The sequence below is a fragment of the Sphingomonas sp. TX0543 genome (assembly GCF_048565505.1).
Taxonomy (GTDB): domain Bacteria; phylum Pseudomonadota; class Alphaproteobacteria; order Sphingomonadales; family Sphingomonadaceae; genus Sphingomonas.
Window position 1 is genome coordinate 2,832,187 of record NZ_JBLZUS010000002.1, and the last position, 22,832, is coordinate 2,855,018.

25 protein-coding genes are annotated in these 22,832 nt (G+C 65.9%); 15 read left to right on the forward strand and 10 right to left on the reverse strand.

Features of this window, described 5'->3' with window-relative positions; all coding sequences use genetic code 11:
- Positions 1-51: 51 nt before the first annotated feature.
- The 4 genes from ACM61V_RS14195 to ACM61V_RS14210 all read right to left on the reverse strand — a co-directional run bounded on the left by ACM61V_RS14195 (position 52) and on the right by ACM61V_RS14210 (position 3,551).
- Positions 52-477, reverse strand: a complete 426-nt coding sequence (locus ACM61V_RS14195; protein WP_137786316.1) for a cytochrome c-type biogenesis protein — start codon at positions 475-477, stop codon at positions 52-54.
- Positions 474-1,001: a redoxin family protein gene (locus ACM61V_RS14200; protein ID WP_137786317.1), complete on the reverse strand. Its 528-nt coding sequence runs from the start codon at positions 999-1,001 to the stop codon at positions 474-476. The genes ACM61V_RS14195 and ACM61V_RS14200 overlap by 4 nt, the downstream gene beginning before the upstream one ends.
- A complete protein-coding gene (locus ACM61V_RS14205; RefSeq protein WP_137786318.1) occupies positions 998-2,932 on the reverse strand; it encodes a heme lyase CcmF/NrfE family subunit in 1,935 nt (644 codons plus the stop codon). The genes ACM61V_RS14200 and ACM61V_RS14205 overlap by 4 nt, the downstream gene beginning before the upstream one ends.
- A gap of 139 nt (positions 2,933-3,071) precedes the next feature.
- The gene (locus tag ACM61V_RS14210; RefSeq protein ID WP_137786319.1) at positions 3,072-3,551 is read right to left on the reverse strand and encodes a hypothetical protein; all 480 of its coding nucleotides are present in this window, start codon (positions 3,549-3,551) and stop codon (positions 3,072-3,074) included.
- A 137-nt stretch (positions 3,552-3,688) separates the two neighbouring features.
- Here ACM61V_RS14210 and ACM61V_RS14215 point away from each other — a divergent pair, with 137 nt between their 5' ends.
- From ACM61V_RS14215 to moaC, 4 genes are read left to right on the forward strand one after another with little or no spacing between them, the layout of a single operon-like run.
- Complete coding sequence (locus tag ACM61V_RS14215) at positions 3,689-4,258, forward strand: anthranilate synthase component II (RefSeq protein WP_137786320.1); 570 nt, start codon at positions 3,689-3,691, stop codon at positions 4,256-4,258.
- Positions 4,255-5,244 carry an anthranilate phosphoribosyltransferase gene (trpD, locus tag ACM61V_RS14220; protein ID WP_137786321.1) on the forward strand — a complete coding sequence of 330 codons (990 nt, stop codon included), beginning with the start codon at positions 4,255-4,257 and terminating at the stop codon, positions 5,242-5,244. Before ACM61V_RS14215 ends, trpD begins: the two co-directional genes overlap by 4 nt.
- Positions 5,241-6,020 (forward strand): indole-3-glycerol phosphate synthase TrpC, encoded by a 780-nt coding sequence (gene trpC, locus ACM61V_RS14225; protein ID WP_137786322.1) that lies wholly within the window; start codon positions 5,241-5,243, stop codon positions 6,018-6,020. Before trpD ends, trpC begins: the two co-directional genes overlap by 4 nt.
- Entirely contained in the window at positions 6,017-6,487 is a 471-nt protein-coding gene (moaC, locus tag ACM61V_RS14230; protein WP_137786323.1) for a cyclic pyranopterin monophosphate synthase MoaC, read from the forward strand. Before trpC ends, moaC begins: the two co-directional genes overlap by 4 nt.
- A 60-nt stretch (positions 6,488-6,547) precedes the next feature.
- Here moaC and ACM61V_RS14235 read toward each other — a convergent pair whose 3' ends face one another.
- Positions 6,548-7,036 carry a hypothetical protein gene (locus ACM61V_RS14235; RefSeq protein WP_249341493.1) on the reverse strand — a complete coding sequence of 163 codons (489 nt, stop codon included), beginning with the start codon at positions 7,034-7,036 and terminating at the stop codon, positions 6,548-6,550.
- Positions 7,037-7,191: 155 nt separating this feature from the next.
- On the opposite strand from ACM61V_RS14235, the gene creD reads away from it, so the two are divergent.
- The 9 genes from creD to odhB all read left to right on the forward strand — a co-directional run bounded on the left by creD (position 7,192) and on the right by odhB (position 17,788).
- Complete coding sequence (gene creD / locus ACM61V_RS14240; protein WP_137786324.1) at positions 7,192-8,577, forward strand: cell envelope integrity protein CreD; 1,386 nt, start codon at positions 7,192-7,194, stop codon at positions 8,575-8,577.
- Positions 8,578-8,590: 13 nt separating this feature from the next.
- Positions 8,591-9,373, forward strand: coding sequence for a succinate dehydrogenase iron-sulfur subunit (locus tag ACM61V_RS14245; RefSeq protein WP_137786325.1), 783 nt, complete (start codon positions 8,591-8,593; stop codon positions 9,371-9,373).
- Between the two features lie 88 nt (positions 9,374-9,461).
- Positions 9,462-9,923, forward strand: coding sequence for a PaaI family thioesterase (locus tag ACM61V_RS14250; RefSeq protein WP_137786326.1), 462 nt, complete (start codon positions 9,462-9,464; stop codon positions 9,921-9,923).
- Positions 9,924-9,958: 35 nt separating this feature from the next.
- Complete coding sequence (locus ACM61V_RS14255) at positions 9,959-10,222, forward strand: hypothetical protein (RefSeq protein WP_137786327.1); 264 nt, start codon at positions 9,959-9,961, stop codon at positions 10,220-10,222.
- Positions 10,219-11,310, forward strand: a complete 1,092-nt coding sequence (gene zapE / locus ACM61V_RS14260) for a cell division protein ZapE (protein WP_137786328.1) — start codon at positions 10,219-10,221, stop codon at positions 11,308-11,310. Before ACM61V_RS14255 ends, zapE begins: the two co-directional genes overlap by 4 nt.
- A 185-nt stretch (positions 11,311-11,495) precedes the next feature.
- Positions 11,496-12,458: a malate dehydrogenase gene (mdh, locus tag ACM61V_RS14265; RefSeq protein ID WP_419714082.1), complete on the forward strand. Its 963-nt coding sequence runs from the start codon at positions 11,496-11,498 to the stop codon at positions 12,456-12,458.
- Between the two features lie 85 nt (positions 12,459-12,543).
- Complete coding sequence (sucD, locus tag ACM61V_RS14270) at positions 12,544-13,434, forward strand: succinate--CoA ligase subunit alpha (protein WP_137786330.1); 891 nt, start codon at positions 12,544-12,546, stop codon at positions 13,432-13,434.
- A gap of 95 nt (positions 13,435-13,529) precedes the next feature.
- A complete protein-coding gene (locus ACM61V_RS14275; protein ID WP_137786331.1) occupies positions 13,530-16,496 on the forward strand; it encodes a 2-oxoglutarate dehydrogenase E1 component in 2,967 nt (988 codons plus the stop codon).
- Between the two features lie 80 nt (positions 16,497-16,576).
- Positions 16,577-17,788, forward strand: coding sequence for a 2-oxoglutarate dehydrogenase complex dihydrolipoyllysine-residue succinyltransferase (gene odhB, locus ACM61V_RS14280; RefSeq protein WP_137786332.1), 1,212 nt, complete (start codon positions 16,577-16,579; stop codon positions 17,786-17,788).
- Positions 17,789-17,834: 46 nt separating this feature from the next.
- On the opposite strand, the gene ACM61V_RS14285 is transcribed toward odhB, so the two are convergent.
- The 4 genes from ACM61V_RS14285 to ACM61V_RS14300 all read right to left on the reverse strand — a co-directional run bounded on the left by ACM61V_RS14285 (position 17,835) and on the right by ACM61V_RS14300 (position 20,631).
- A complete protein-coding gene (locus tag ACM61V_RS14285; RefSeq protein ID WP_137786333.1) occupies positions 17,835-18,005 on the reverse strand; it encodes a Flp family type IVb pilin in 171 nt (56 codons plus the stop codon).
- Between the two features lie 132 nt (positions 18,006-18,137).
- Positions 18,138-18,662 carry a DUF2141 domain-containing protein gene (locus tag ACM61V_RS14290; protein ID WP_419714083.1) on the reverse strand — a complete coding sequence of 175 codons (525 nt, stop codon included), beginning with the start codon at positions 18,660-18,662 and terminating at the stop codon, positions 18,138-18,140.
- Positions 18,663-18,724: 62 nt separating this feature from the next.
- Positions 18,725-19,390 (reverse strand): hypothetical protein, encoded by a 666-nt coding sequence (locus ACM61V_RS14295; protein ID WP_137786335.1) that lies wholly within the window; start codon positions 19,388-19,390, stop codon positions 18,725-18,727.
- Positions 19,391-19,392: 2 nt separating this feature from the next.
- Positions 19,393-20,631, reverse strand: coding sequence for a TIGR04063 family PEP-CTERM/XrtA system glycosyltransferase (locus tag ACM61V_RS14300; protein WP_137786336.1), 1,239 nt, complete (start codon positions 20,629-20,631; stop codon positions 19,393-19,395).
- Between the two features lie 94 nt (positions 20,632-20,725).
- Between ACM61V_RS14300 and ACM61V_RS14305 the strand changes: the two genes are divergently transcribed.
- Together ACM61V_RS14305 and ACM61V_RS14310 are read left to right on the forward strand one after the other, a co-directional pair.
- Positions 20,726-20,866, forward strand: a complete 141-nt coding sequence (locus ACM61V_RS14305) for a hypothetical protein (protein ID WP_419714084.1) — start codon at positions 20,726-20,728, stop codon at positions 20,864-20,866.
- Positions 20,859-22,220, forward strand: a complete 1,362-nt coding sequence (locus ACM61V_RS14310) for a putative O-glycosylation ligase, exosortase A system-associated (RefSeq protein WP_137786338.1) — start codon at positions 20,859-20,861, stop codon at positions 22,218-22,220. The genes ACM61V_RS14305 and ACM61V_RS14310 overlap by 8 nt, the downstream gene beginning before the upstream one ends.
- A gap of 6 nt (positions 22,221-22,226) precedes the next feature.
- On the opposite strand, the gene ACM61V_RS14315 is transcribed toward ACM61V_RS14310, so the two are convergent.
- On the reverse strand, positions 22,227-22,784 hold the full coding sequence (locus tag ACM61V_RS14315) for a type 1 glutamine amidotransferase domain-containing protein (RefSeq protein ID WP_137786339.1): 558 nt from the start codon (positions 22,782-22,784) through the stop codon (positions 22,227-22,229).
- Between the last annotated feature and the right edge of the window lie 48 nt (positions 22,785-22,832).

Sequence of the window (22,832 nt, forward strand, 5' to 3'; positions counted from 1 at the left end):
AACTTTTGTTCTGCAGCGCAGGCTATGGGAGAGTTGCGGGAGAATCCAGTCCTATTCGGTGCTGCGTTTACGTCGACGGAAGCTGCCCCGCGCGATCCACGCGCCGAACGCCAGCAGCGCCAGCGGCGCGACCCACAATGGCCATGTCACCGCAGAGAAAGGCGGATCGAAGGTGATATAATCCCCGTATCGCGCGATCAGCCAGGTGCGGATCGAGTCGGGCTTTTCGCCCGCGGCGATGCGCTGGCGGATCAGGGCGCGCATGTCGCCGGCCATGTCGGCGTCGCTGTCCGCGACCGACTGACCCTGACAGACGACGCAACGTATCGTCTCCATCAGCGCCTTGGCCTGCGCCTCCTGCTCCGGATCGTGGAGCTGGGTGTAGGCGAGCGCGGCGGGCGGCAGCCCCGAATCCGCACTCACTGGCGCGGCGGCTGCCAATAGGAGTGCGAGCCCTATCGCGGCGGCGCTCCTCATTTCGCATCCCGCCAGGCGCGGAATATCGCATCGACGTCATCGGCGCGGATATCGCCGACATGCTGCTTGACGATCCTTCCGGCCCCATCGATCACGAAAGTTTCCGGCACGCCCGAGGATCCGAGCGAAAGCTGCACCTGGCTCGTCCTATCGTCCCCGATCGCGCGATAGGGATCGCCGTATCGCGTCAGAAAGTCGCGCACAGCCGGCCCGGTATCGCGGATCGCAATCGCGTCGATCGGCACGCCCAGCGCCTTCAGCCGCAATAGTTGCGGCGCCTCTGCGACGCACGGGATGCACCAGCTTGCGAACACGTTGAGCAGACGCGGCCGGCCGGCACGGAACCCTGCCGCCGCCACGCCCTGCTTCCCCTCCACCAAGGCAGGCAGGACGAAATCGGGCACGGGTTTGCCCACCATCGCTGAACGCACGGTGCGGTCGGCTGGCTTCATCAGTTCGCGCGCCGCGAAGGCAACCACCACCAGCAGCGCGGCGAGCGGCAGCCACAGCAGCCAGCGCCTCATTGCCATGCCGCCTCGTCGGCGCGCCGGCGCGCCCGGCGTTCGCGCAGGACGTGGCCCACCATCGACAGCGCGCCGCCGAGCGCGACGAGCGCGCCGCCGAACCAGATGAATGTTATCCACGGCTTCCACCACAGGCGAAGCTGTATCCGCCCGGCATCGTCGGGCTGGCCGAGCACCGTGTAGAGCTGCCCGTCGAGCACCGTTTCGATCGCGCTTTCGCTCGTCGTCGTGACCGGATTGGAGAAGAAGCGCGATTGCGGCCGCAGATAGAATATCTCGCCGTCCTCGCCGCGCTTTACCGCCAGCCTCGCCTCCAGGGCCGACCAGTTCGCGCCGATCACCGGGTTAAGCCCCTCGAACGTGACGCTATACGGCCCGACGCGCAGCGGCTCGCCCACCCGCGCCGCGACCAGCCGCTCCTGCGTCCACGCGGTCGAGGCTGCCATGCCCGCCAGGCTAACCGCGATGCCGAGATGCGCGATCACCATGCCATAAAGGAAGAGCGGCGCGCGGCGCAGATCGCGCTTCCAGAGCGGCGCGACACTGGCCACCGCCAGACCCGCCGCCAGCGACAGCCCGGCAAGCTGCATCCACCCGATCCCGCCGGACAGTACGAAGACGCCGGCGGCGGTGAAGACGGTCGCCGCGATCGGCCAGGTCAACCGCTCGACCACCGCCTGCGCCTCGTCGCGCCGCCAGCGCAGCAGCGGGCCCGCCGCCATGACCGCCACCAGCACCAGCGCGATCGGCCCCGCCGTCTTGTCGAAAAACGGCGGCCCCACCGAAAGCTGCGTACCCATCGCCGCCGCGACGATCGGGTAGAAAGTGCCGATCAGCACGATGCCCAGGATAACCGAAAGCAACAGATTGTTCGCGACCAGCGCGCCTTCGCGGCTCACCAGGTCGAAGGTATTGCCCGCGCGCACCGTGCCGATCCGCATTGCGAACAGCGTCAGCGCGCCGCCGATATAGATCGCCAGCAAGGCGAGGATGAACGCCCCGCGCTCCGGGTCGACCGCGAAAGCATGCACGCTCGTGAGAATCCCCGAGCGCACCAGGAAAGTGCCGATCATCGACATGGAAAAAGCGACAACCGCCAGCATCACCGTCCACGCCCGAAGGCCGTCGCGAGTCGCCAGCACCGTTACCGAGTGAAGCAGCGCGGTCGCCGCCAGCCATGGCATCAGCGAAGCGTTCTCCACAGGATCCCAGAACCACCAGCCACCCCATCCCAGTTCGTAATAGGCCCAGTAGCTGCCTGCGGTGATCCCGAGCGTCAGGAATATCCATGCTCCAAGAACCCACGGCCGCATCGCCCGTGCGAAGGCTGGGCCGACGTCGCGTGTCACCAGCGCGCCGATCGCGAAGGAAAAGGCCACCGACAGCCCGACATAGCCGATGTAGAGCGTGGGTGGGTGGAAGGCGAGGCCGGGATCCTGCAACAGCGGATTCAGCCCCTGCCCGTCGGCCGGAGCGGGATCGAGCCGCGCGAACGGGTTCGAGGCGAAGAGCAGAAACGCATAGAAGCCGAGCGCAATCGCCGCCTGCCCGCCAAGCGTCGCGATCAGCGTACGCTCATCCAGACGCCGCTCGATCAGCGCGACCGCACCGCCTGCAAGCCCCAGGATCGTGACCCACAGCAGCATCGAGCCTTCGTGGTTCCCCCACGCGCCCGCGAACTTATAGAGAAGTGGTTTGGCGGAGTGGCTGTTCTCCGCGACCAGCGCGACCGACATGTCGGATACGCAGAACTCCGCGATCAGCGCTACCATCGCGAGTGCCGCGAAAAGCCCCTGCACGATCGCGACCGGTCGCACTGCCGCGAGCAGCGTCGTGTCCACGCGGCGCACCGCGAGCCCGGCAAGCAGCAGTTGCAGCGCGGCGAGCGCGGCGGCGAACCACAAGGCGGCAAGGCCTGCCTCCGCGGTCATGCCACCGGCTTTCGTGCAGTCTTCTCTATATTCACGCTTATCTCGCTACTGTCCCGAACGTGACGGCCGCCGGTCCGCGCCGCTCTTGCGGCACGGGGGCACGCGATACAAGGTCAACGACTATCCGATATACGCGCGATCAATCCTGTGGCGGCGGATTGGTGCCTTCCTGCTGGGCCCGCTTGATCGCCTGCCGCTCCAGATACCATTGGCGCGCGTTCATCTGCGAACAGCCGCTCTGTCCGCCGGTGCCGACCGCCGAGCAGGTATCGGGCAGTCCGCCGGCGGTACGGCCCACCTCGTCCATGCTTTGCGCCCGATTGACCCAGCTCTGATTCTTCGCCGGCACTTCCGGCGGACGACGCAATTCCTTGGGCACGCGGTACTGATCGTTGGGATCAAGCCGGTTACACACCACCACCTCGCTCGAGCTGGAGGCGGGACATTTCTCACTGCCGGTGAGCGTCACGCTTCGGATTCGCTTGGGTGGCTGGCCGGTTTGCGCCTGCGTTTCCTGATGAACGGTCTCGCCCGAGGCAGCGGCGGGTTGCGCTGCCTGCCCGGCCAGCGCCGCTGCGGGCAGGAGCGCGAAAGCCGCGATCATCAGGGGGCGGAACATCGGCTGGTCTCCTCGGTATGCAACGTAACGTCGCCTGGCCGGGTTGTATCCCGCCTGAACGTCGCGATCCAATTACTTCATGTTTCCCGAGCGCAACAGTCGTTGCGATGGCGGACGAATGGAGTAAGGCGGCCGGGATGATCCTTGTCGTCGACAATTATGACAGCTTCACCTGGAACCTTGTCCATTATCTGATGGAGCTTGGCGCCGGGGTGAAGGTTGTGCGCAACGACGCGCTGACCGTGGCGGAGGCGCTGGCCACCAACGCTACCGGCTTTCTGATCTCGCCCGGCCCGCGCACACCTAACGAGGCGGGGATCAGCCTCGATCTGGTCGCGGCCTGCGCGGCGGCTGGAAAGCCGCTGCTCGGTGTGTGTCTCGGGCACCAGTCGATCGGCCAGCATTTCGGCGGCAGGGTCGTGCGTGGCGGCCTGATGCACGGCAAGACCTCTCCGGTGACGCATGACGGGACGGGCGTGTTCGCGGGCCTGCCCTCCCCCTTCACCGCCACGCGTTATCACTCGCTGATCGTAGAGGGTGTGCCCGATGTGCTCGCGGTCAACGCCACCGCGCCGGACGGGTCGGTGATGGGGCTGCGCCATCGCGTGCTGCCGATCCACGGCGTTCAGTTCCACCCGGAGAGCATCGCGACCGAGCATGGCCACGCCCTGCTCGCCAATTTCGTGAAGCTGACCGACGCGGCATGAGCATTTTCGCGCCGCTGCCCGATCCCGCGGCCCCGCTTGGCCGGGCGGATGCGGCGCGGGCATTTGCCGATATCCTCGATGCGCGCGCCAGCGAGGAAGCGATCGCCGCATTCCTGATCGCGCTCAGCGACCGGGGCGAAACCGCTACCGAAATCGCCGAAGCCGCGCGCGCGCTTCGTGACCGGCTGATCCCGATCGGCGCTCCGCCGCATGCGATCGACGTATGCGGCACGGGCGGCGACGGGCACAATACGCTCAATGTCTCCACTGCGGTAAGTCTGGTGGTCGCCGCTTGCGGCGTGCCGGTGGCCAAGCACGGCAACCGCGCGGCCTCGTCCAAGGCGGGTGCGGCCGATACGCTGGAGGCGCTTGGCCTGAACATGGAGCGCGCAGGCGCAAAGGCCGAGGAAACGCTGGCCGAGCTTGGCATCTGTTTCCTGTTCGCGGCAAACCATCATCCCGCGATGGCGCGGATCACCCCGATCCGCCGCCACATCGGCAGGCGCACGATCTTCAACCTGATGGGGCCGCTCGCCAATCCGGCGCGCGTGACCCGTCAGTTGATCGGCATCGCTCGTCCTGATTACGCGCCGGTATATGCCGCTGCGCTGGCCGAACTGGGTGCCGAGGCGGCGCTGGTGGTTTCGGGCGAAGAGGGTTTGGACGAGGTTTCGGGAGCCGGCCCAACGATCGCGGTATCGATCGGCGCCGTCGTGCTGCCCGATCGTATCGCGCCGGAAGATGCTGGATTGCCGCGTCATCCGATCGCGGCGATCCACGGCGGCGATCCGGGCTATAACGCCGCCGCGCTACGCCGCCTGCTGCGCGGCGAGCGGGGCGCGTATCGCGACGCCGTGCTCCTCAACGCCGCCGCCGCGCTCGCTCTCGATGGCGAGACATTGCCGGGCGGCGCCACCCGCGCCGCCGAGGCGATCGACTCGGGTGCGGCGGAGGCTTTGCTCGAACGCTGGATCGCCTGGGCATGACGAACATACTCGACCGGATTCTCGCCACCAAGCGCGGGGAGGTGCGCGATCGCAGCGCGCGCGCTTCGATCGCCGACCTCGACGCAAGGGCCAGTGCGCAGAGCGCGCCGCGCGGCTTCCGCGCCGCGCTCGATCGCGCGTCGGGTTATGGCCTGGTCGCGGAAATCAAGAAGGCCAGTCCATCAAAGGGTCTGATCCGCGCCGATTTCGATCCCGCCGCCCATGCCCGCGCCTATCAGGCCGGCGGCGCGGCGTGTCTTTCGGTGCTGACTGACGAGCAATACTTCCAGGGGGCGGACGCTTATTTGGTCGCCGCCCGTGCCGCTTGCGACCTGCCGGTGCTGCGCAAGGATTTCATGGTCGATCCGTGGCAGGCGGCAGAGGCACGCGCGATCGGCGCCGATGCGATCCTGCTCATCATGGCCGCGCTGGACGATGTGGCGCTCGCCGAAATCGAGGCGGCCGCGATCGAGCGCGGGATGGATGTGCTGGTCGAGGTGCATGACACGTACGAACTGGAGCGCGCGTTGAAGCTCAGATCGCGCCTGATCGGAGTGAACAACCGCGACCTGCGGGATTTCTCGGTCGATTTCGCGCGCACTTACGAACTGGTGGAGCATGCGCCCGCCGGCTGCACCTTCGTCGCGGAGAGCGGCCTCAACTCGCGGCGTGATCTGGACGAAATGGCGGCGCGCGGCGTGCGTTGCTTCCTCATCGGGGAGTCGCTGATGCGCCAGGCTGACGTCGAGGCGGCGACGCGCGCGCTACTCGGATGAAGGGCCTTACCCATATCGACGAGGCGGGCGCCGCGCGGATGGTCGATGTCGGCGACAAGGCAGTGACGCGGCGCGAGGCGGTGGCGACGGGCCGAATCGTCATGCAGCCGGAAACCGCGTCCGCGATCCGCGAGGGCGCGATAGCGAAGGGCGATGTGCTCGCCGTCGCGCGGATCGCCGGCATAATGGCGGCCAAGCGCACGAGCGACCTTATCCCGCTCTGCCATCCCCTGTCGCTCACTCGCGTCACGCTGGACCTGACCGTCGCCGGCGATCATGTCGCCGCCACCGCCACTGTCGCCACGGATGGCAAGACGGGGGTCGAGATGGAAGCGCTCACCGCCGTCTCCGCCGCTCTCCTCACCGTGTACGACATGGCCAAGGCCCGCGACCGAAGCATGCGCATCGAGGATCTGCGGCTGATCGCCAAACGTGGGGGTCGCTCGGGAGACTGGCAGGCAGAATAAGCAGTTACGAGCGATCGTTGGGACCGCGGCTTTCTTCCGCCGCGGTCATCTGGCGAGGTTTCAGATCCGGCAGCCCTTCCCCCGTGCAACCCCGCGCAGGAAGCCGCGCCGAGCGAGCCCCGCGTAAGTCGCCGCCTGCATCCGGCGCTGCGCCGCTGCCGCACCACTCACTTCGCGGACCAACCCGCGAAACGGGATGATGGTGTCGACAACCGTTTCGCCCGCAATCTTGGCGATCTGCCCGGCCTTTGAGCCTGATACCGCCGCCTTCTCGCCGAAATCCGGCCCGAGCGCCGAATTGAGCGATGCGATGCCGCTCGAAAGCTGCCCGCACGAAGCAGTTCCCTGCAGGCTGTAAGGCGCAGCGGCGGCGCGTTGCAGCACAGGGGGAACCTTCTTGTTCGCGATCCCTACGTCATGCGCCGGCCGCGCTGCGATCTTGCCAGCCTCGGACAGCGTGGAATCATTACCCTGCTTTTTTTCCTGGGCAGAGATCGCCGCCGGCAACGAAACAGCGGCCATCACGCAGATGACATGAGCGATACGCATCTATTCTCTTCCCCTTTTACCAAACGGCAAGGTCCGTTGAACGCAGCAAAGCACCGCTTGATCCATCGGCGTTTTGCAACAGCACAACCGGCGAGGATTGTCGCTCCATCGTTTCGGCGCTAATTCGGCGCTGTCCGTCGCAGGGAGCGCGTAAAATGTCAGTAGATGAACGGACGCCCGGCCGAAAATTGCTGTTCGTCGTGCTGATCGCGGCCCTGCTCACTATCCCGCTCTTCACCGTCTACATGCTGGTGTACGATCGCCAGTCCCAGTCGCAGGTAGCGCGCGTCTCGATCGCCGAAGGATGGGGTGGTCCGCAGACGATGGCGGGGCCCGTGCTCGTGCTCCCATACCAGGAACAGGTGAGCGAAACGGTCAACGAAGGCGGCCGGCAGGTCGCCAGGACGACAATGGTGTGGCGCGAATTGACGCTGGCACCCGAGCAGGCAGACCTGAGGACGGAGCTCACCCCGGAGCGCCGCCGCCGCTCGATCTACGAAGCAGTGCTGTTCGAAGCGACCGCCAGCGGCAGCGCGCGTTTCTCTTTGCCGGCCGATCTCGCCCGCTTTGGCATAACGCGGGATCGCCTGTTCTTCGACCGTGCCGAACTCCGCTTCGGGCTACGCGATGCGCGCGGCCTGTTCGGCACGCCGCCTGTCGTCGCGGTCGACGGACGCAAGCTGATGCTGCAACCCGGTAAGGGCTCGCCCGCGACAGGCGGGGCGGGGTTCTTCACGTGGCTAGACGCCTCTGCGCTGCGCGATCGCTCGATGAGCGCGCGCTTCGCCTTCACCTTTCGCGGCAACGGCTGGCTCTCGCTGGCCCCGCAGGCCGGGGATACGCGCTGGACAGTTGTATCCAAATGGCCGCACCCGAGCTTCCAGGGCGGCTTTCTGCCGACCGCGCAACAGGTCACGAAAGGCGGTTTCAGCGCGACCTGGCGCGTCGGGAACCTGGCACTGGGTCGCGCGCTCGTCTCCGCCGGCGAGCAAACGCCGGACCGCGCGCCCGATGCGCTTCCCGATCGCTATGACACTGCACAGGCTGCCGGCAGCTACGAGGCGCGGGTTGACCTGATTTCCCCGGTCGATCTCTACAGTCAGGTCAACCGTTCGGTGAAGTACGGCTTCCTCTTCATCGGCTTCACCTTCATGGCGTTTCTGATGTTCGATGTGATCGCGGGCGTGCGCGTGGCTGCGGCGGAATATCTGCTGGTGGGCGCGGGGCTGGTGCTGTTCTTCGTGATGCTGCTCGCCTTTGCGGAAGTGATCGGCTTTGCTGCGGCCTATATCCTGGCGGCGGGAGCGATTATCGGGCTGCTCACGACGTATTCCGCGGCAGTACTGAAAAGCTGGCGCCGCGCCGGTTATATCGCCGCCCTGCTCACCGCGCTTTACGCGATTCTCTACGTGTTGCTCAGCCTTGAGGCATATTCATTGTTGATTGGCGCGATTCTCCTGTTTGCGGCGTTGGCCGGCATCATGTACCTGACGCGCAATCTCGACTGGAGCGGCCTCCGCTCCGCGACCGCAACCGACTGAATCGGGAAGAACGATGGCCGAATTCACCTTGCCCGCGAACAGCAAGATCAAAGGCGGACGGAAAATCCCGTCGCCGCAACCCGGCGGCAAGATGCGGAATTTCAAAATCTATCGCTACGATCCCGATTCGGGCGAAAACCCGCGCTACGACACATTCGAGGTAAACCTCGACGAATGTGGCCCGATGGTTCTCGATGCGCTCATCAAGATCAAGAGCGAGCAAGATTCTTCACTCACGTTCCGCCGCTCGTGCCGGGAAGGCATCTGTGGCTCCTGCTCGATGAACATCGACGGCAAGAACGGTCTCGCCTGCACTACCGCCATTGAGGACATGAAGGGTGAGGTGAAGATCACGCCGCTGCCGGCGATGGATGTTATCAAGGATCTCGTCCCTGATTTCACCCATTTCTATGCGCAATATGCGTCGATCACGCCGTGGCTGCAGACGGTTACGCCCCCGCCGGCCGGCAAGGAACGGCTCCAGTCGCCCGAGGATCGCGCCAAGCTTGATGGCATGTATGAGTGCATCCTGTGCGCCTGCTGCTCCACGTCGTGCCCGAGCTATTGGTGGAACAGTGACAAGTTCCTCGGCCCGGCGATCCTGTTGCAGGCGTATCGCTGGCTTGCCGACAGCCGCGACGAGATGACCGGCGAGCGCCTCGACGCGCTGGAAGATCCTTTCCGCCTCTATCGCTGCCACACGATCATGAATTGCGCCAACGCGTGCCCGAAGGGGCTGTCTCCGGCGCGGGCGATAGCAGAGATCAAGAAGATGGAAGCCGAACGGATCGTCTGATCCGGTTAGCGAATGGCGGGCCCCGACGCGTCCCGGGGCCGCCCCACTGGCCGGCTCGGGGCGATCCGGTCCCTGCCGGAATGACTCCATGACCGAACCCAAAACCGAATTTCTCTATGAGGAACATCCCGATCATCCAGGATGGATGCGCTGGGGGTTCAGGGATTCGACCCGATACAACGCTTTTCTCGGCGAAATGATCGTGCGGGTGGAGGATGGTCTGGCGCGCGTGCGGATGACGCCGGAGCGGCAGCATTCCAATCTTGCCGATGTCGTCCACGGCGGCGCGCTTTTGGGCTTTATCGACGTATCACTGTTCGCCGCCGCGCGCAGCTTCGGGCTGGTCGCTGCGGGCACGGCTGTAACGCTCGATCTCAACACGCACTTCATCGGTGCCGGCCGGATCGGCGAACCGCTGGAGGCCCGGGTCGAGCTGCTCCGCGAAACCCGGCGGCTGCTATTTCTCCGCGGGCTAGTGGTGCAGGGGGGCGCGGGAGAGGAAATAGCGGCCGAGTTCTCCGGTACGATCCGCAAGCCGAGCGCGCGCTGATCGCTCATCCGCCCCTGGCCGCGAAGCTCGCCGCGATGACTGGAGCAGAGGCGCATCCGTCGCTTGCCGCGCAGCTCGCCGCGACGATTGGCGCAGAGGCGCATCCGTCGCTTGCCGTGCAGGTCGCCGCGACGATTGGAGCAGAGGCTCACCAGCCCCTGGCCGCGCAGTTCGCCGCGATGACTGGAGCAGAGGCGCATCCGCCGCTTGCCGCGCAGCTTCCCGTTACGACTGGAGCGGAAGGCTCATCCGCACCCCCTGGCCGCGCAGCTCGCGGCGATGACTGGAGCAGACGTTGACTAAGGTTCTTTCCGCCTACGAAGCGCTCGTCGCCGCCGGTGAGCTGCGGCCGGACGCCCAGCAGGCCGCTGCCGCGCGCCGCCTCGACTCACTCGCCGCCGAACTTGAACATCCCAAGACGAAGGGCATTTTCCGTCGTCGCCCGATCGCACCGCGCGGCATATACATGTGGGGCGATGTCGGCCGCGGCAAATCCATGCTGATGGACCTGTTCTTCGCCAATGTGGCGGTTGAGCCAAAGCGTCGCGTTCATTTCGCCGAATTCATGCTGGAGGTGCACGGCCGCATCGCGATCGAGCGTCGCAAGGAACAGGGCGATCCGATCCTGCCGGTCGCACAGGCGCTCGCCGCGGAGGCCCGATTGCTGGCGTTCGACGAAATGATGGTGACCAATTCCCCGGATGCGATGATCCTTTCGCGGCTGTTCACCGCGTTGATCGAGGCGGGCGTCACGGTCGTCACCACCTCGAACCGCGCGCCGCGCGACCTCTACCGGGACGGCCTCAACCGCGAGCATTTCCTGCCCTTCATCGCGCTGATCGAACAGCGGCTCGACGTGCTTACCCTGAACGGGCCGATAGACTATCGCCGCGATCGGCTGGGCCAGCAGGATACGTGGCTCGTCCCCAACGGCGCCAAGGCGACCACCGAACTTTCCGCCGCCTTCTTCCGCCTGACCGACTATCCCCCCGAAGACAGCGGCCATGTGCCGAGCGAGGACATGGTGGTCCAGGGCCGGACGCTGCACGTTCCGAAATCGCTGAAGGGCGTCGCGGTGTTCAGCTTCAAGCGGCTGTGCGCGGAAGCGCGGGGCAGCGCCGATTACCTGGCGATCGCACGACGCTATCACACCGTCATCCTGGTCGGCATCCCGATCCTCGGCCCCGAAAACCGCAACGAGGCGGCGCGCTTCGTCAGCCTGATCGACGCGCTCTACGAGCACAAGGTGAAGCTGCTCGCCGCAGCCGATGCCGAGCCGGATCACCTCTACCCCGCAGGGGATGGTCGCTTCGAGTTCCAGCGCACCGTCAGCCGGCTGGAGGAGATGCGATCGGAGGAATATCTCGCCGCCGGGCACGGAAACTAGCCTTCGCAATGCCTGTTCCGTGCCGTGCCTGAGTTCAGGAGCGCCTGCCCGGGCGCTCTATTGATATTGCGAACTCTTTGCAGTAAATTCCTTAACCACCCGCCGTTATCGGGTTGCCCCAGGCTTCGGATGGGCGTAGGCGACCTTTCCATTCACGCCGCAACCCCTGACGGAAAGAGGATGGAATGGCCCGCAAGAAGATCGCGCTGATCGGCGCCGGAAATATCGGCGGCACGCTCGCGCATTTGGCAGCCCTGAAGGGCCTTGGTGATATCGTCCTTTTCGACGTGGTGGAGGGCGTGCCGCAGGGCAAGGCGCTTGATCTGTCGCAGTGCGGCCCGGTCGAGGGCTTCGACGCGAAGATCATCGGCACCAACGATTACAAGGATATCGCGGGCGCGGACGTCATCATCGTCACGGCCGGTGTCGCCCGCAAGCCGGGCATGAGCCGCGACGACCTGCTCGGCATCAATCTCAAGGTGATGAAGGCGGTCGGCGAAGGCATCAAGAACAACGCCCCCGACGCGTTCGTGATCTGCATCACCAATCCGCTGGACGCGATGGTGTGGGCGCTGCGCGAGTTTTCCGGGCTGCCGCACAACAAGGTGATCGGCATGGCCGGCGTGCTCGATTCGGCGCGCTTCAGCCATTTCCTGGCGGAGGAATTCGGCGTTTCGGTGAAGGACGTGAACACGTTCGTGCTCGGCGGCCACGGTGACACGATGGTGCCGGTGCTGGAATATTCGACCGTCAGCGGCATTCCGGTGAGCGATCTGATCGCGATGGGTTTCTCGACCAAGGAGAAGGTCGACGAGATCGTGAAGCGCACGCGCGGCGGCGGCGGCGAGATCGTCGCGCTGCTCAAGACCGGCTCGGCATATTATGCCCCGGCGACGAGCGGGATCGCGATGGCCGAAGCGTATCTGTTCGATCAGAAGCGCATCCTGCCGGCCGCCGCGCATCTTTCCGGCGAATATGGCGTGAACGATCTGTATGTCGGCGCACCGGTGCTGATCGGTGCGGGCGGCGTCGAGAAGATCGTCGAGGTGAAGCTGAGCGACGAAGCGAAGGCAAACCTTCAGGTCTCGGTCGATGCGGTCAAGGAACTGCTGGTCGCGTGCAAGGGCATCGACGAAACGCTGAAGTGATTTGCGCCCCCGCTACGGCGAGGAGGCATGGTTTTGAGATCCGGCCCGAACATCGGGCCGGTTTAAGGGTTTGATCGGAGAGCCAATGAGCATTCTCGTCGACAAGAACACGAAGGTCATCACGCAGGGGATGACCGGCAAGACCGGCACTTTCCATACGAAGGCGGCGCTTGATTACGGCACGCAGATGGTCGGCGGCGTCACCCCCGGCAAGGGCGGAACGACGCATGAGGAACTCGGCCTGCCGAACTTCGATACCGTGGCCGAAGCCGTCGCCAAGACCGGCGCGACGGCCAGCGTGATCTACGTGCCGCCGCCCTTCGCGGCGGATTCGATCCTGGAGGCGATCGACGCCGAAGTGCCGCTGATCGTCACGATCACCGAAGGCATTCCGGTGCTCGACATGGTGAAGGTGAAGCGCGCGCTTTCCGGCAGCAAATCCCGCCTGATCGGCCCGAACTGCCCCGGCGTGCTGACGCCCGGCGAGTGCAAGATCGGCATCATGCCCGGCAACATCTTCCGCAAGGGATCCGTCGGCGTCGTCTCGCGCTCCGGCACGCTCACCTACGAGGCGGTGTTCCAGACGTCGAACGCGGGCCTCGGGCAGACCACGGCTGTCGGCATCGGCGGCGATCCGGTGAACGGCACCAACTTCATCGACGTGCTCGAACTGTTCCTGGCGGACGACGCGACCGAATCGATCATCATGATCGGCGAGATCGGCGGATCTGCCGAAGAGGAAGCGGCGCAGTTCCTGCGCGACGAGGCGAAGCGCGGCCGCAAGAAGCCGATGGCCGGCTTCATCGCGGGCCGCACGGCGCCCCCGGGCCGCCGCATGGGCCATGCCGGCGCGATCGTCTCGGGCGGCCAGGGCGGCGCGGAAGACAAGATCGCGGCAATGGAAGCCGCCGGGATCAAGGTGGCGGCGAGCCCGAGCGAACTCGGCTCGACCCTGCTGGAAGTGTTGAAGGGCTGAATTGACATGGCAGGCCGCCTTCCCCGGCACGGTGCGGGGGAATCGGCGGCCTGGGGCTTCGGCAGCACCTGCCGGGCCGGCGGAGTGAAGTTGAAATGGGCTACGAAGGCCAGGATTTCTCGGATATCGCGGGCGGCGTATCGCCGGCGTTCATCGATGCGCTCTACGCGCGCTACAAGGTATCTCCTGACAGCGTGGAGCCGGGCTGGCGCTCATTCTTCGAGGGCCTCGAAGGCGCTGCTTCCGGCCCGTCGTGGGAAAGCGATCGCTGGCCGCTGAGCAGCACCGACGATCTGACCGCCGCGCTCGATCCGACCCAGATGGAGCCGGCGGCCAGGCCGGCCAAGGGCAAGCCCGCGGCCCCCGCCGAGGCTCCCGCCCCCAGCCAGGACGCGATCGTGAAGGCCGCCGCCGACGCGATCCGGGCGCAGATGCTGATCCGCACCTATCGCGTGCGTGGGCATCTGGCGTCGAACCTCGATCCGCTCGCCCTCTCCGGCCTGCGCGAGCTGCCGGCCGATCTCACCACTGAATATCACGGCTTCTCGAACGCCGATCTCGACCGGCCGGTCTATCTTGGCGGCACGCTGGGCCTGCAATGGGCGACGGTGCGCGAGATCGTCGACACGCTGCGCGCGAATTATTGCGGCAACGTCGGCCTCGAATATATGCACATCGCCGATGTGGACGAGCGCCGCTTCCTCCAGGAGCGCATGGAGGGCAAGGACAAGGCGATCCAGTTCACCCCCGACGGCAAGAAGGCGATCCTCAACAAGGTGATCGAGGCCGAGCAGTGGGAGCGCTTTCTCGGCAAGAAATATGTCGGCACCAAGCGCTTCGGCCTCGATGGCGGCGAGAGCATGATCCCGGCGCTGGAAAGCGTCATCAAATATGGCGGCCAGATGGGCGTCAACGAGATCGTGTTCGGCATGGCCCATCGCGGCCGCCTCAACGTGCTCGCCAATGTGCTTGGCAAGCCGCTGCGCGTGATCTTCCACGAATTCGCCGGCGGATCGGCCAACCCCGATGACATCGGCGGATCGGGCGACGTGAAATACCACCTCGGCACCTCCACCGATCGCGAATTCGACGGCATCAAGGTGCACATGTCGCTCGTCGCCAATCCGTCTCACCTCGAGGCGGCGGACCCGGTGGTGCTGGGCAAGACACGCGCGATCCAGACCATCGCGAAGGATCTCGACGAGCATTCCCGATCACTTCCGGTGCTGATCCACGGCGACGCCGCGTTCGCGGGCCAGGGCATCGTGTGGGAGTGCCTCGGCTTCTCCGGCATCCGCGGCTACAATACCGGCGGCTGCATCCATTTCGTCATCAACAACCAGATCGGCTTCACGACGAGCCCGCAGTTCGCGCGCTCCTCGCCCTATCCCTCGGATGTGGCGAAGGGCGTGCAGGCACCGATCTTCCATGTGAACGGCGACGATCCCGAAGCCGTCACCTTCGCGTGCAAGATGGCGATCGAATACCGCCAGACATTCCACCGCGACGTGGTGATCGACATGTGGTGCTATCGCCGCTTCGGCCACAACGAGGGCGACGAGCCGAGCTTCACGCAGCCGCTGATGTACAAGGCGATCCGCAGCCACGCGCCGGTGAGCGAGATATACGGCCGGCGCCTGATCGCCGAGAAGGTGGTCGATCAGGCATGGGTCGACGAGAACGTCAAGCAGTTCACCACCCTGCTCGAAGGCGAGTTCGAGGCGGGGGCGAGCTACAAGCCGAACAAGGCGGACTGGTTCGCCGGCCGCTGGTCAGGCCTGTCCGCGCCCGCCGATCCCGAAACCGCGCGACGCATCGCCGACACCGCGATCGAACCCAAGCTGTTCGACGCGATCGGCCGGCTGCTGACCACCGTTCCCGACACGATCGCGATCCACAAGACGCTCGCCCGCGTGCTTGACGCCAAGCGCGAGATGTTCCGATCGGGCGAGAATTTCGACTGGGCGACCGGCGAGGCGCTGGCCTATGGTTCGCTGCTCTCCGAAGGCTATGGCGTGCGCCTTTCCGGGCAGGATTCCGGGCGCGGCACCTTCTCGCAGCGCCATGCGGTGTGGGTCGATCAGAACGACGAGCACAAATACGTCCCGCTCGCGCAGGTCGAGCATGGCGATTTCGAGGTGCTGGACAGCCCGCTGTCCGAATATGGCGTGCTTGGCTTCGAATATGGCTATGCGCTCGCCGATCCCAAGACGCTGGTGCTGTGGGAGGCGCAGTTCGGCGATTTCGTCAACGGCGCCCAGATCATGATCGACCAGTTCATCGCATCGGGCGAGGCGAAATGGCTGCGCGCCAACGGCCTCGTGATGCTGTTGCCGCACGGCTATGAAGGCCAGGGGCCGGAGCACAGCTCCGCGCGCCCCGAACGCTTCCTCCAGCTTTGCGCGGGCGACAACATGCAGGTCGCCAATTGCACCACGCCGGCGAATTATTTCCACCTGCTCCGGCGGCAGATGCATCGCCCGTTCCGCAAGCCGCTGATCGTGTTCACGCCGAAATCGCTGCTGCGTCACAAGATGGCGGTATCGAGCGCCGCGGATTTCCAGGGCGACAGCCACTTCCGCCGCATTCTTTCCGATCCGTCGGCGCCGGCGGACGCGGAAACGACCCGGCTGGTGCTGTGCACCGGCAAGGTGGCCTATGACCTGATCGAGGCGCGCGATGCGGAGGGCGACCAGCACACCCAGATCGTGCGCGTGGAGCAACTCTACCCCTTCCCCGGAGACGCGCTGGCGGCACGCATCGCACGGATGCCGAACCTGAAAGAGGTGATCTGGGCACAGGAGGAGCCGCGCAACAACGGTTACTGGTTCTTCGTCGAGCCGTATATCGAACAGGCGCTCATCAAGGCCGACGCGCCCGTGAAGCGTCCGCGCTACGCAGGCCGCACCGCCGCCGCTTCCCCGGCGACCGGCCTCATGAAGCGCCACCAGGCCGAACAGGGCGCGCTGGTCGCCGATGCGCTCGGCCACAATGTTCGCGAAGAAATCCGCCGTACCCGCGAGGGCGATTCGGCGAAGAAAGCCGGCAAATCCGGCGCGTGATGTTCGTTGCTCCGGCGCTTGCCGCCGGAGCCTCACAGTGACAGCAAGATTCCTGCTCAGGCAGGGATGACGAGGTAGAGATGGCAACCGAAGTTCTGGTCCCCACGCTGGGCGAATCGATCACCGAAGCGACGCTGGGCGAATGGCTCAAGCAACCCGGCGACAAGGTGGCGGTGGACGAGCCGATCGCCAGCCTGGAAACCGACAAGGTTTCGGTCGAGGTGCCCTCGCCCGTCGCCGGCATCCTCGGCCAGCATGCCGTGCAGGTCGGCGATACCGTGCAGGTCGGCGCGATGATCGCGACGGTCGAGGCCGGCGGCGGCGCTGCGGCTGCACCAGCCGCGCCCGCTGCGACACCGGCTGCCCCGGCCCCGGCCCCGAGCACCGCCGAGCCGGGCAATACGCCCGCGGCCCTCTCCCCGTCCGTGCGCCGCGCGGTGCTGGAACATGGCGTCGATCCCGCGACGATCCGCGGCACCGGCAAGGACGGCCGCCTGACGAAGGAAGACGTCGCCGCCGCCGCCACCGCCAAGGCGCCGACCCCGGCCGTGGCCGAGGCGCCCGTCACCCCGTCGGTCGCCGCCTCCGCGGGCCGCAAGGAAGAGCGCGTGCGCATGACGCGCTTGCGCCAGACGATCGCGAAGCGCCTGAAGGAAGCGCAGAACACCGCCGCGATGCTGACGACGTTCAACGATGTCGATATGACCGCGGTGATCGAGGCGCGCGCCAGGTACAAGGATCTGTTCGAGAAAAAGCATGGCGTCCGCCTGGGCTTCATGGGCTTCTTCGTGAAGGCCGCGACGATGGCCCTGAAGGACATTCCGTCGGTCAATGCCTCGATCGAGGGCGACGAGATCGTCTATCACGATTATGCCGATATTTCGGTGGCGGTGAGCGCGCCAAACGGCCTCGTCGTGCCGGTGATCCGCGATGCCGACCAGCTATCGGTGGCCGGCATCGAAAAGACGATCGGCGATTTCGGGCGCCGCGCCAAGGACGGCACGCTCAAGATGGACGAGATGAAGGGCGGCACCTTCACGATCTCGAACGGCGGCGTGTTCGGCTCGCTGATGTCCACCCCGATCATCAATCCGCCGCAGTCCGCCGTGCTGGGCCTGCACCGGATCGAGGATCGCCCCGTGGTGCGCGACGGCCAGGTCGTGGTACGTCCGATGATGTACCTCGCGCTCAGCTACGATCATCGCCTGATCGACGGCCGGGAGGCGGTGACCTTCCTCGTCGCGCTCAAGAACGCGATGGAAGACCCGACGCGGATTCTGATCGACCTGTGATCCGTAAGTCGCCGGCGCTGCGAGGGGCCGGCGGCTTATACGCAGCCTAGGTTGCCTTCATGTTCGACGAGACGTTGTTGAACGTCACGGAAAGCTGGTTGCCGAGTGCCTGCATCCCGGCGATCCCGGCGACCGCAATGAGCGCCGCGATCAGGCCATATTCTATCGCAGTGGCTCCACGAACGTTTCCGGCCAATTTGCGCACGTGCAACTCCATCTGTCTGCCGCCCCGATGGAGCGGTAGCGCCCGCGCGATTGTTCAACTTTTAAGATCACCATCAGTAAAAATACTGCGCGGAAGACGGCGGCCTTATCTCGCGGAGGAAGCGATCTGGCGGGGGGACAGGCGTTATCGACCTGTTTCGCTGAGCGGCTTGAGCGACGTACCGCTCAGATACATCATCGTCACCGAAATCTCGGTGACGCCCTGCCCCACCCTCACCACCGTCTGCTTGGGCGACGGCTTGCGGCCGAAGATAAAGTCCCAGATCGTCACGCGCGGGTTGCCGGAGGCACCGCCGCCGTCCGCGCGATCGGTCTGATTGTTGGCATTGGCATCATGGCGCACGTCGATCGCGTAATTGCCGGGCGCGGCGACCGGCATGCAGACACGGATCGGCTCCACGCGGGGGGTGGGGATTTCAACCTTGGTCTGCCACTTGGTCTTGTCGAACCAGGTGGACGTCGCGCCACCGAAGGTACGCACCCGCACGGTGCCGAGCCTGTTCTTCAAACCGGTGATATCGACGAGGATCGCCGGACCGCCGCCCGGCGCGCAATGCGCGGCATCCGGGCCAAGGATCGGTGTTTCCGCCGCCGCCGGTGTCGCGGAAGCCAGTATTGCGGCGCACACCGCCGCTGAACGATAGACCATCATGCCGCCGTAAATGACAGTTGCGACGGTTTTGAGGCAATATGCGGCGTAATCGCGAGTTGTCAGTTCGCCGCCAGCTTGCGTAGCGCGCCAAGCGTATCGTCCAGCCCCTGCCCGCCAGACCGCGCCATCGCGCGCCGGCTTGCGCCGCGCTCCAGCCGCTCCAGCAACGTGGCGATCGAGGCGGCGGGCTGAGCGACGACCTCGCTCGCGCCGGGCAATGGGAAGGTTTCGAACCAATCCTCGCGCGCCGCCTTGGTGGACCGGGCAGACGCCTCCGCCAGCGGGGCGACCGGCCGCACCGGCACGCGCGGCACCGCCGGCAACGCATCAGGATCGAACGCGGCGAGCGGCTGATCGAGATCGGCCGGCAATGGCGCGCCAAGCTCGCTGCGCGCCGCGATCGGGCGGCAAGCCGGCGCATCGGGGTGGGCATCCGCACGGCGCACCGGCGGTGTCATGCCCAGCCGGGTCGCCCGGCGTGGTCCGCGCGCAGACAGCGCAGGCGCAAGAAGCGGCGCAAGCCCGAGGATCGCGATCACCCCGCCCGCCGCCAGCGCAAGCAACGTCCGCCCGGTCACGCCGATCGGCGGGGCAGCGGCAGGCACCAGCACCGCCAGACGCAGCCGACCGATCGCCATATCCAGCATCCATGCCGGCGCGGCGGCGATCAGGCCAGCCGCCACCAATCCCAGCGCGAGAAACAAAAACGGGACAATCTTGCGCACATTCATGTGCTTAGGGGGGAGGTTTGCGACCATGACTCGTCCATACACGCGGCTTTGACCAGCCGTTGGTAAACCGGTTCGTAACGCGAAACATTTGACAACCAGTTACGCTCCGCCGCCACAAACTCGCGCGCGCGCTTGCGCCGGACATCCCATTCGCTCCGCTCCGCGAGCAGCCCGGCAAGCGCCGCTGCGATCGCCGCCGGATCGTCCGCGGCGAACAGGGTGCCGGTCTCGCCGTCGCGAATCAACTCACGGTGGCCGCCGACATCGGACGCGGCCACCAGCCGCCCCTGCGCCATCGCCTCAAGCGGTTTGAGCGGCGTGACGAGATCGGTGAGCCGCATCTTCTTGCGTGGATAGGCGAGCACCTCGACAATGCCATAGTAACGCTCGACCTGATCGTGCGGCACACGCCCGACGAAGCGGATGCGCCCGGCTGCCGGAGAGGCTGCCGCCTGCGCGCGCAATTGCGCCTCCATCGGCCCGCCGCCGACCAGCAGCAGCTGCGCCCGCGGCCGCGCCGCCAGGAGCATCGGCATCGCGGCGATCAGATCATCCAGCCCCTCGTAATCGTAGAAGCTGCCGATGAAGCCGATCGTGTCTCCTTCCAGCCCCAGTTCAGCCGCGAGCGCATCATCACGCGGCCCCGGCGCGCCGAACAGCCCGAGATCGACGCCGTTGGGAGACACCAGGATCTTTCCCGGATCGATCCCGCGCGCGATCAGATCGCCGCGCAGCCCCTCGCAGATTACCGCCACCGCATCGGCGCGCCGCACCGCCCACGTCTCCAGCGCGCGCGTGGCCCGGTAACGTGCCGAACCCTCACGCCCGGTGCCGTTGCCGACGGCCGCATCTTCCCAGAACGCCCGGATCTCATACACCAGCGGCAACCGGCGGCGGCGCGCGACGTGCCACGCCGCCAGCGCGCCAAGCACCGGCGAATGGGCGTGAAGCACATCCGGCCTGAACTGTTCGACCACGGCATCGATGCGCCGCGCGAAGGCGGCGATTTCCGACAATTCCCCGATCGGCGCGGGCAGCGCGCGTGGCGGCACGGTGCGATGAAAATCGATGCCGTCGATGTGCTCGAACGGCGCGTCCGTCGCGCCCTGCCGCGGCCCCGTGACCGCCGCCACTTCCCAGCCGCGCCCGATCTGCGCGGTGAGGATCGCCCGCGTACGAAATGTATAGCCGCTGTGCAGCGGCAGCCCATGATCGAGAACGTGAAGGATGCGCATTGCGCGCCGCACTGCCACACGATCGCTTAACGCCGCGTCAACCGCATCCGCGCTAGGGCTCCACGATACGGGCAATGATGCGGGGCATGCGCCGATGATCGACAATTTCGCGCTGGGCCTGACGCATGGGCTGATGCTGCTGGCAGCGTTTCTGCTGCTGCGCCGCCCCGAGCTCGATCGCGAGCCGTCGCCGCGTGATGACGCGCCGCGCAAGGGGCGTCGCCCGCGTGCGTGATCTGGCGTTCATCGGGTTTCTCGTCGCGCTGCTCGGCATGGGGCTGCGCAAGCCGTTCCTGTTCGTGCTCGCCTATGTCTATATCGATATCGTCTCGCCGCAGCGGTTGACGTACATGCTGCTCAACAGCGTGCCGATCTCATTGATCGCCGTGGCGCTGGCGGTCGGCGGGTGGCTGATCTTCGATGACAAGCGCGATTCCCGGTTCGCCCCGCGCCAGGCGCTGATCCTGTTGCTGATGCTCTATTGCGGGATCACCACGCGCACCGCAGATTTCCCGGCCGAGGCGCTGGAGAAATGGGATTGGGTGTGGAAAGCGCTGATCTTCGCCGCTTTCTTGCCGCTCACACTGCGCACGCGGCTGCGGATCGAAGCGCTTCTGCTGTTCATGACCCTCTCCGCCGCATCGATCATCATCGTCGGCGGGATTAAAACGCTGGCGTCGGGCGGCGGCTATGGCGAGCTGAACCTGATGGTCGCCAACAATTCCGGGCTGTATGAGGGCAGCATCATATCGGCGGTGGCGATCTGCCTGATACCGATCGTCCTGTGGCTGGCGCGATACGGCACGCTGTTCGGCACCGATTGGCGGGTGAAGGCCTTCGCCGCCGGCCTCGCCTTCGCCTGCCTGCTGATACCGGTCGGCACGTCGGCGCGCACGGGCCTGTTGTGCATCGCGCTGCTCGCCGTGCTGACGTTGCGCGAGGTGAAGCGGCGGATGCTCTACCTTGCCGCGCTGGGGCTGGCCGCGGTAATCGCGGTGCCGTTCCTGCCCTCGGCGTTCAGCGACCGGATGGCGACGATCAAGACCTACCAGGCGGACGAATCCGCCTCGACGCGCCTAGCGGTATGGCAATGGACATGGGACTATGCGAAGACGCACCCGTTCGGCGGCGGCTTCAACGCCTATATCCAGAACCGCATCCGTTATGACACCGTGGCAGTGAAGGGATCGGGCGCTTCGACCACGCTCCAGCGCAATCTGACGGTGGACAAGAGCCGCGCCTATCACTCCAGCTATTTCGAGATGCTCGGCGAACAGGGCTATCCCGGCCTTGCGCTGTGGCTGCTCATCAGCGTGATCGGCATCGTGCGGATGGAAGTGTTGCGGCGTCGGTTCCGCGACGGCGAGCTGGCGTGGGGCGGCGCGCTCGCGGGGGCGTTGCAGCACGCGCATCTGATCTATCTGCTCGGGGGCGCTTTCGTCGGGATCGCGTTCCAACCGTTCATCTACATGCTGATCGGCGCGCAGATCGGGCTGGACTCCTATCTGGCGCGCCGGCGTGCCGAAACGAACTGGCGGCCGGCGTTCCGCAAAACGGAAGCACCGGCCGCCTTGTTCATGGCGGGCTGATCGCGCTCAATCGGCGCTTTCCAGCTCATCGGTCAACGCCTTGAGGATCGCGCGATTGAACGCGGGGATATCGTCGGGCTTGCGGCTGGTGATGAGATTGCGGTCAACCACCACCTCCTCATCGACCACCTGCCCGCCGGCGTTGGTGAGGTCGGTGCGAACCGAAGGCCAGCTCGTCACCCGGCGCCCGTCAACGACATCCGCTTCCACGAGCAACCACGGGCCGTGGCAGATCGCCGCGACGATCTTGTCATCATCCATGAATTCCCCGACGATCTCGATCGCGCGCTCCTGCAGGCGCATCTTGTCCGGATTGGCAAGGCCGCCCGGCAGCACCAGCGCATCGTAATCCTCGCTGTCGACATCCTCCAGCGTCAGATCCGGGGTGATCGTGCGCGTTGCCTTCTCGTCGTTCTTCACGCCCTGGATCGGATCGGTCTTTATCGACGCGAGCGTAACCTTGACGCCTGCGTCGAGCAGCGCCTGGCGCGGATCAAACAGCTCGGAATCCTCGAAACCGTCGGTCGCGAGCATCAGAACATGGGTATCGGAAAGTTCGGTCATCGCGGCACTCCGTTGGCGTTGCTTCGCCTCCCAAACCCCCGCCCTCAC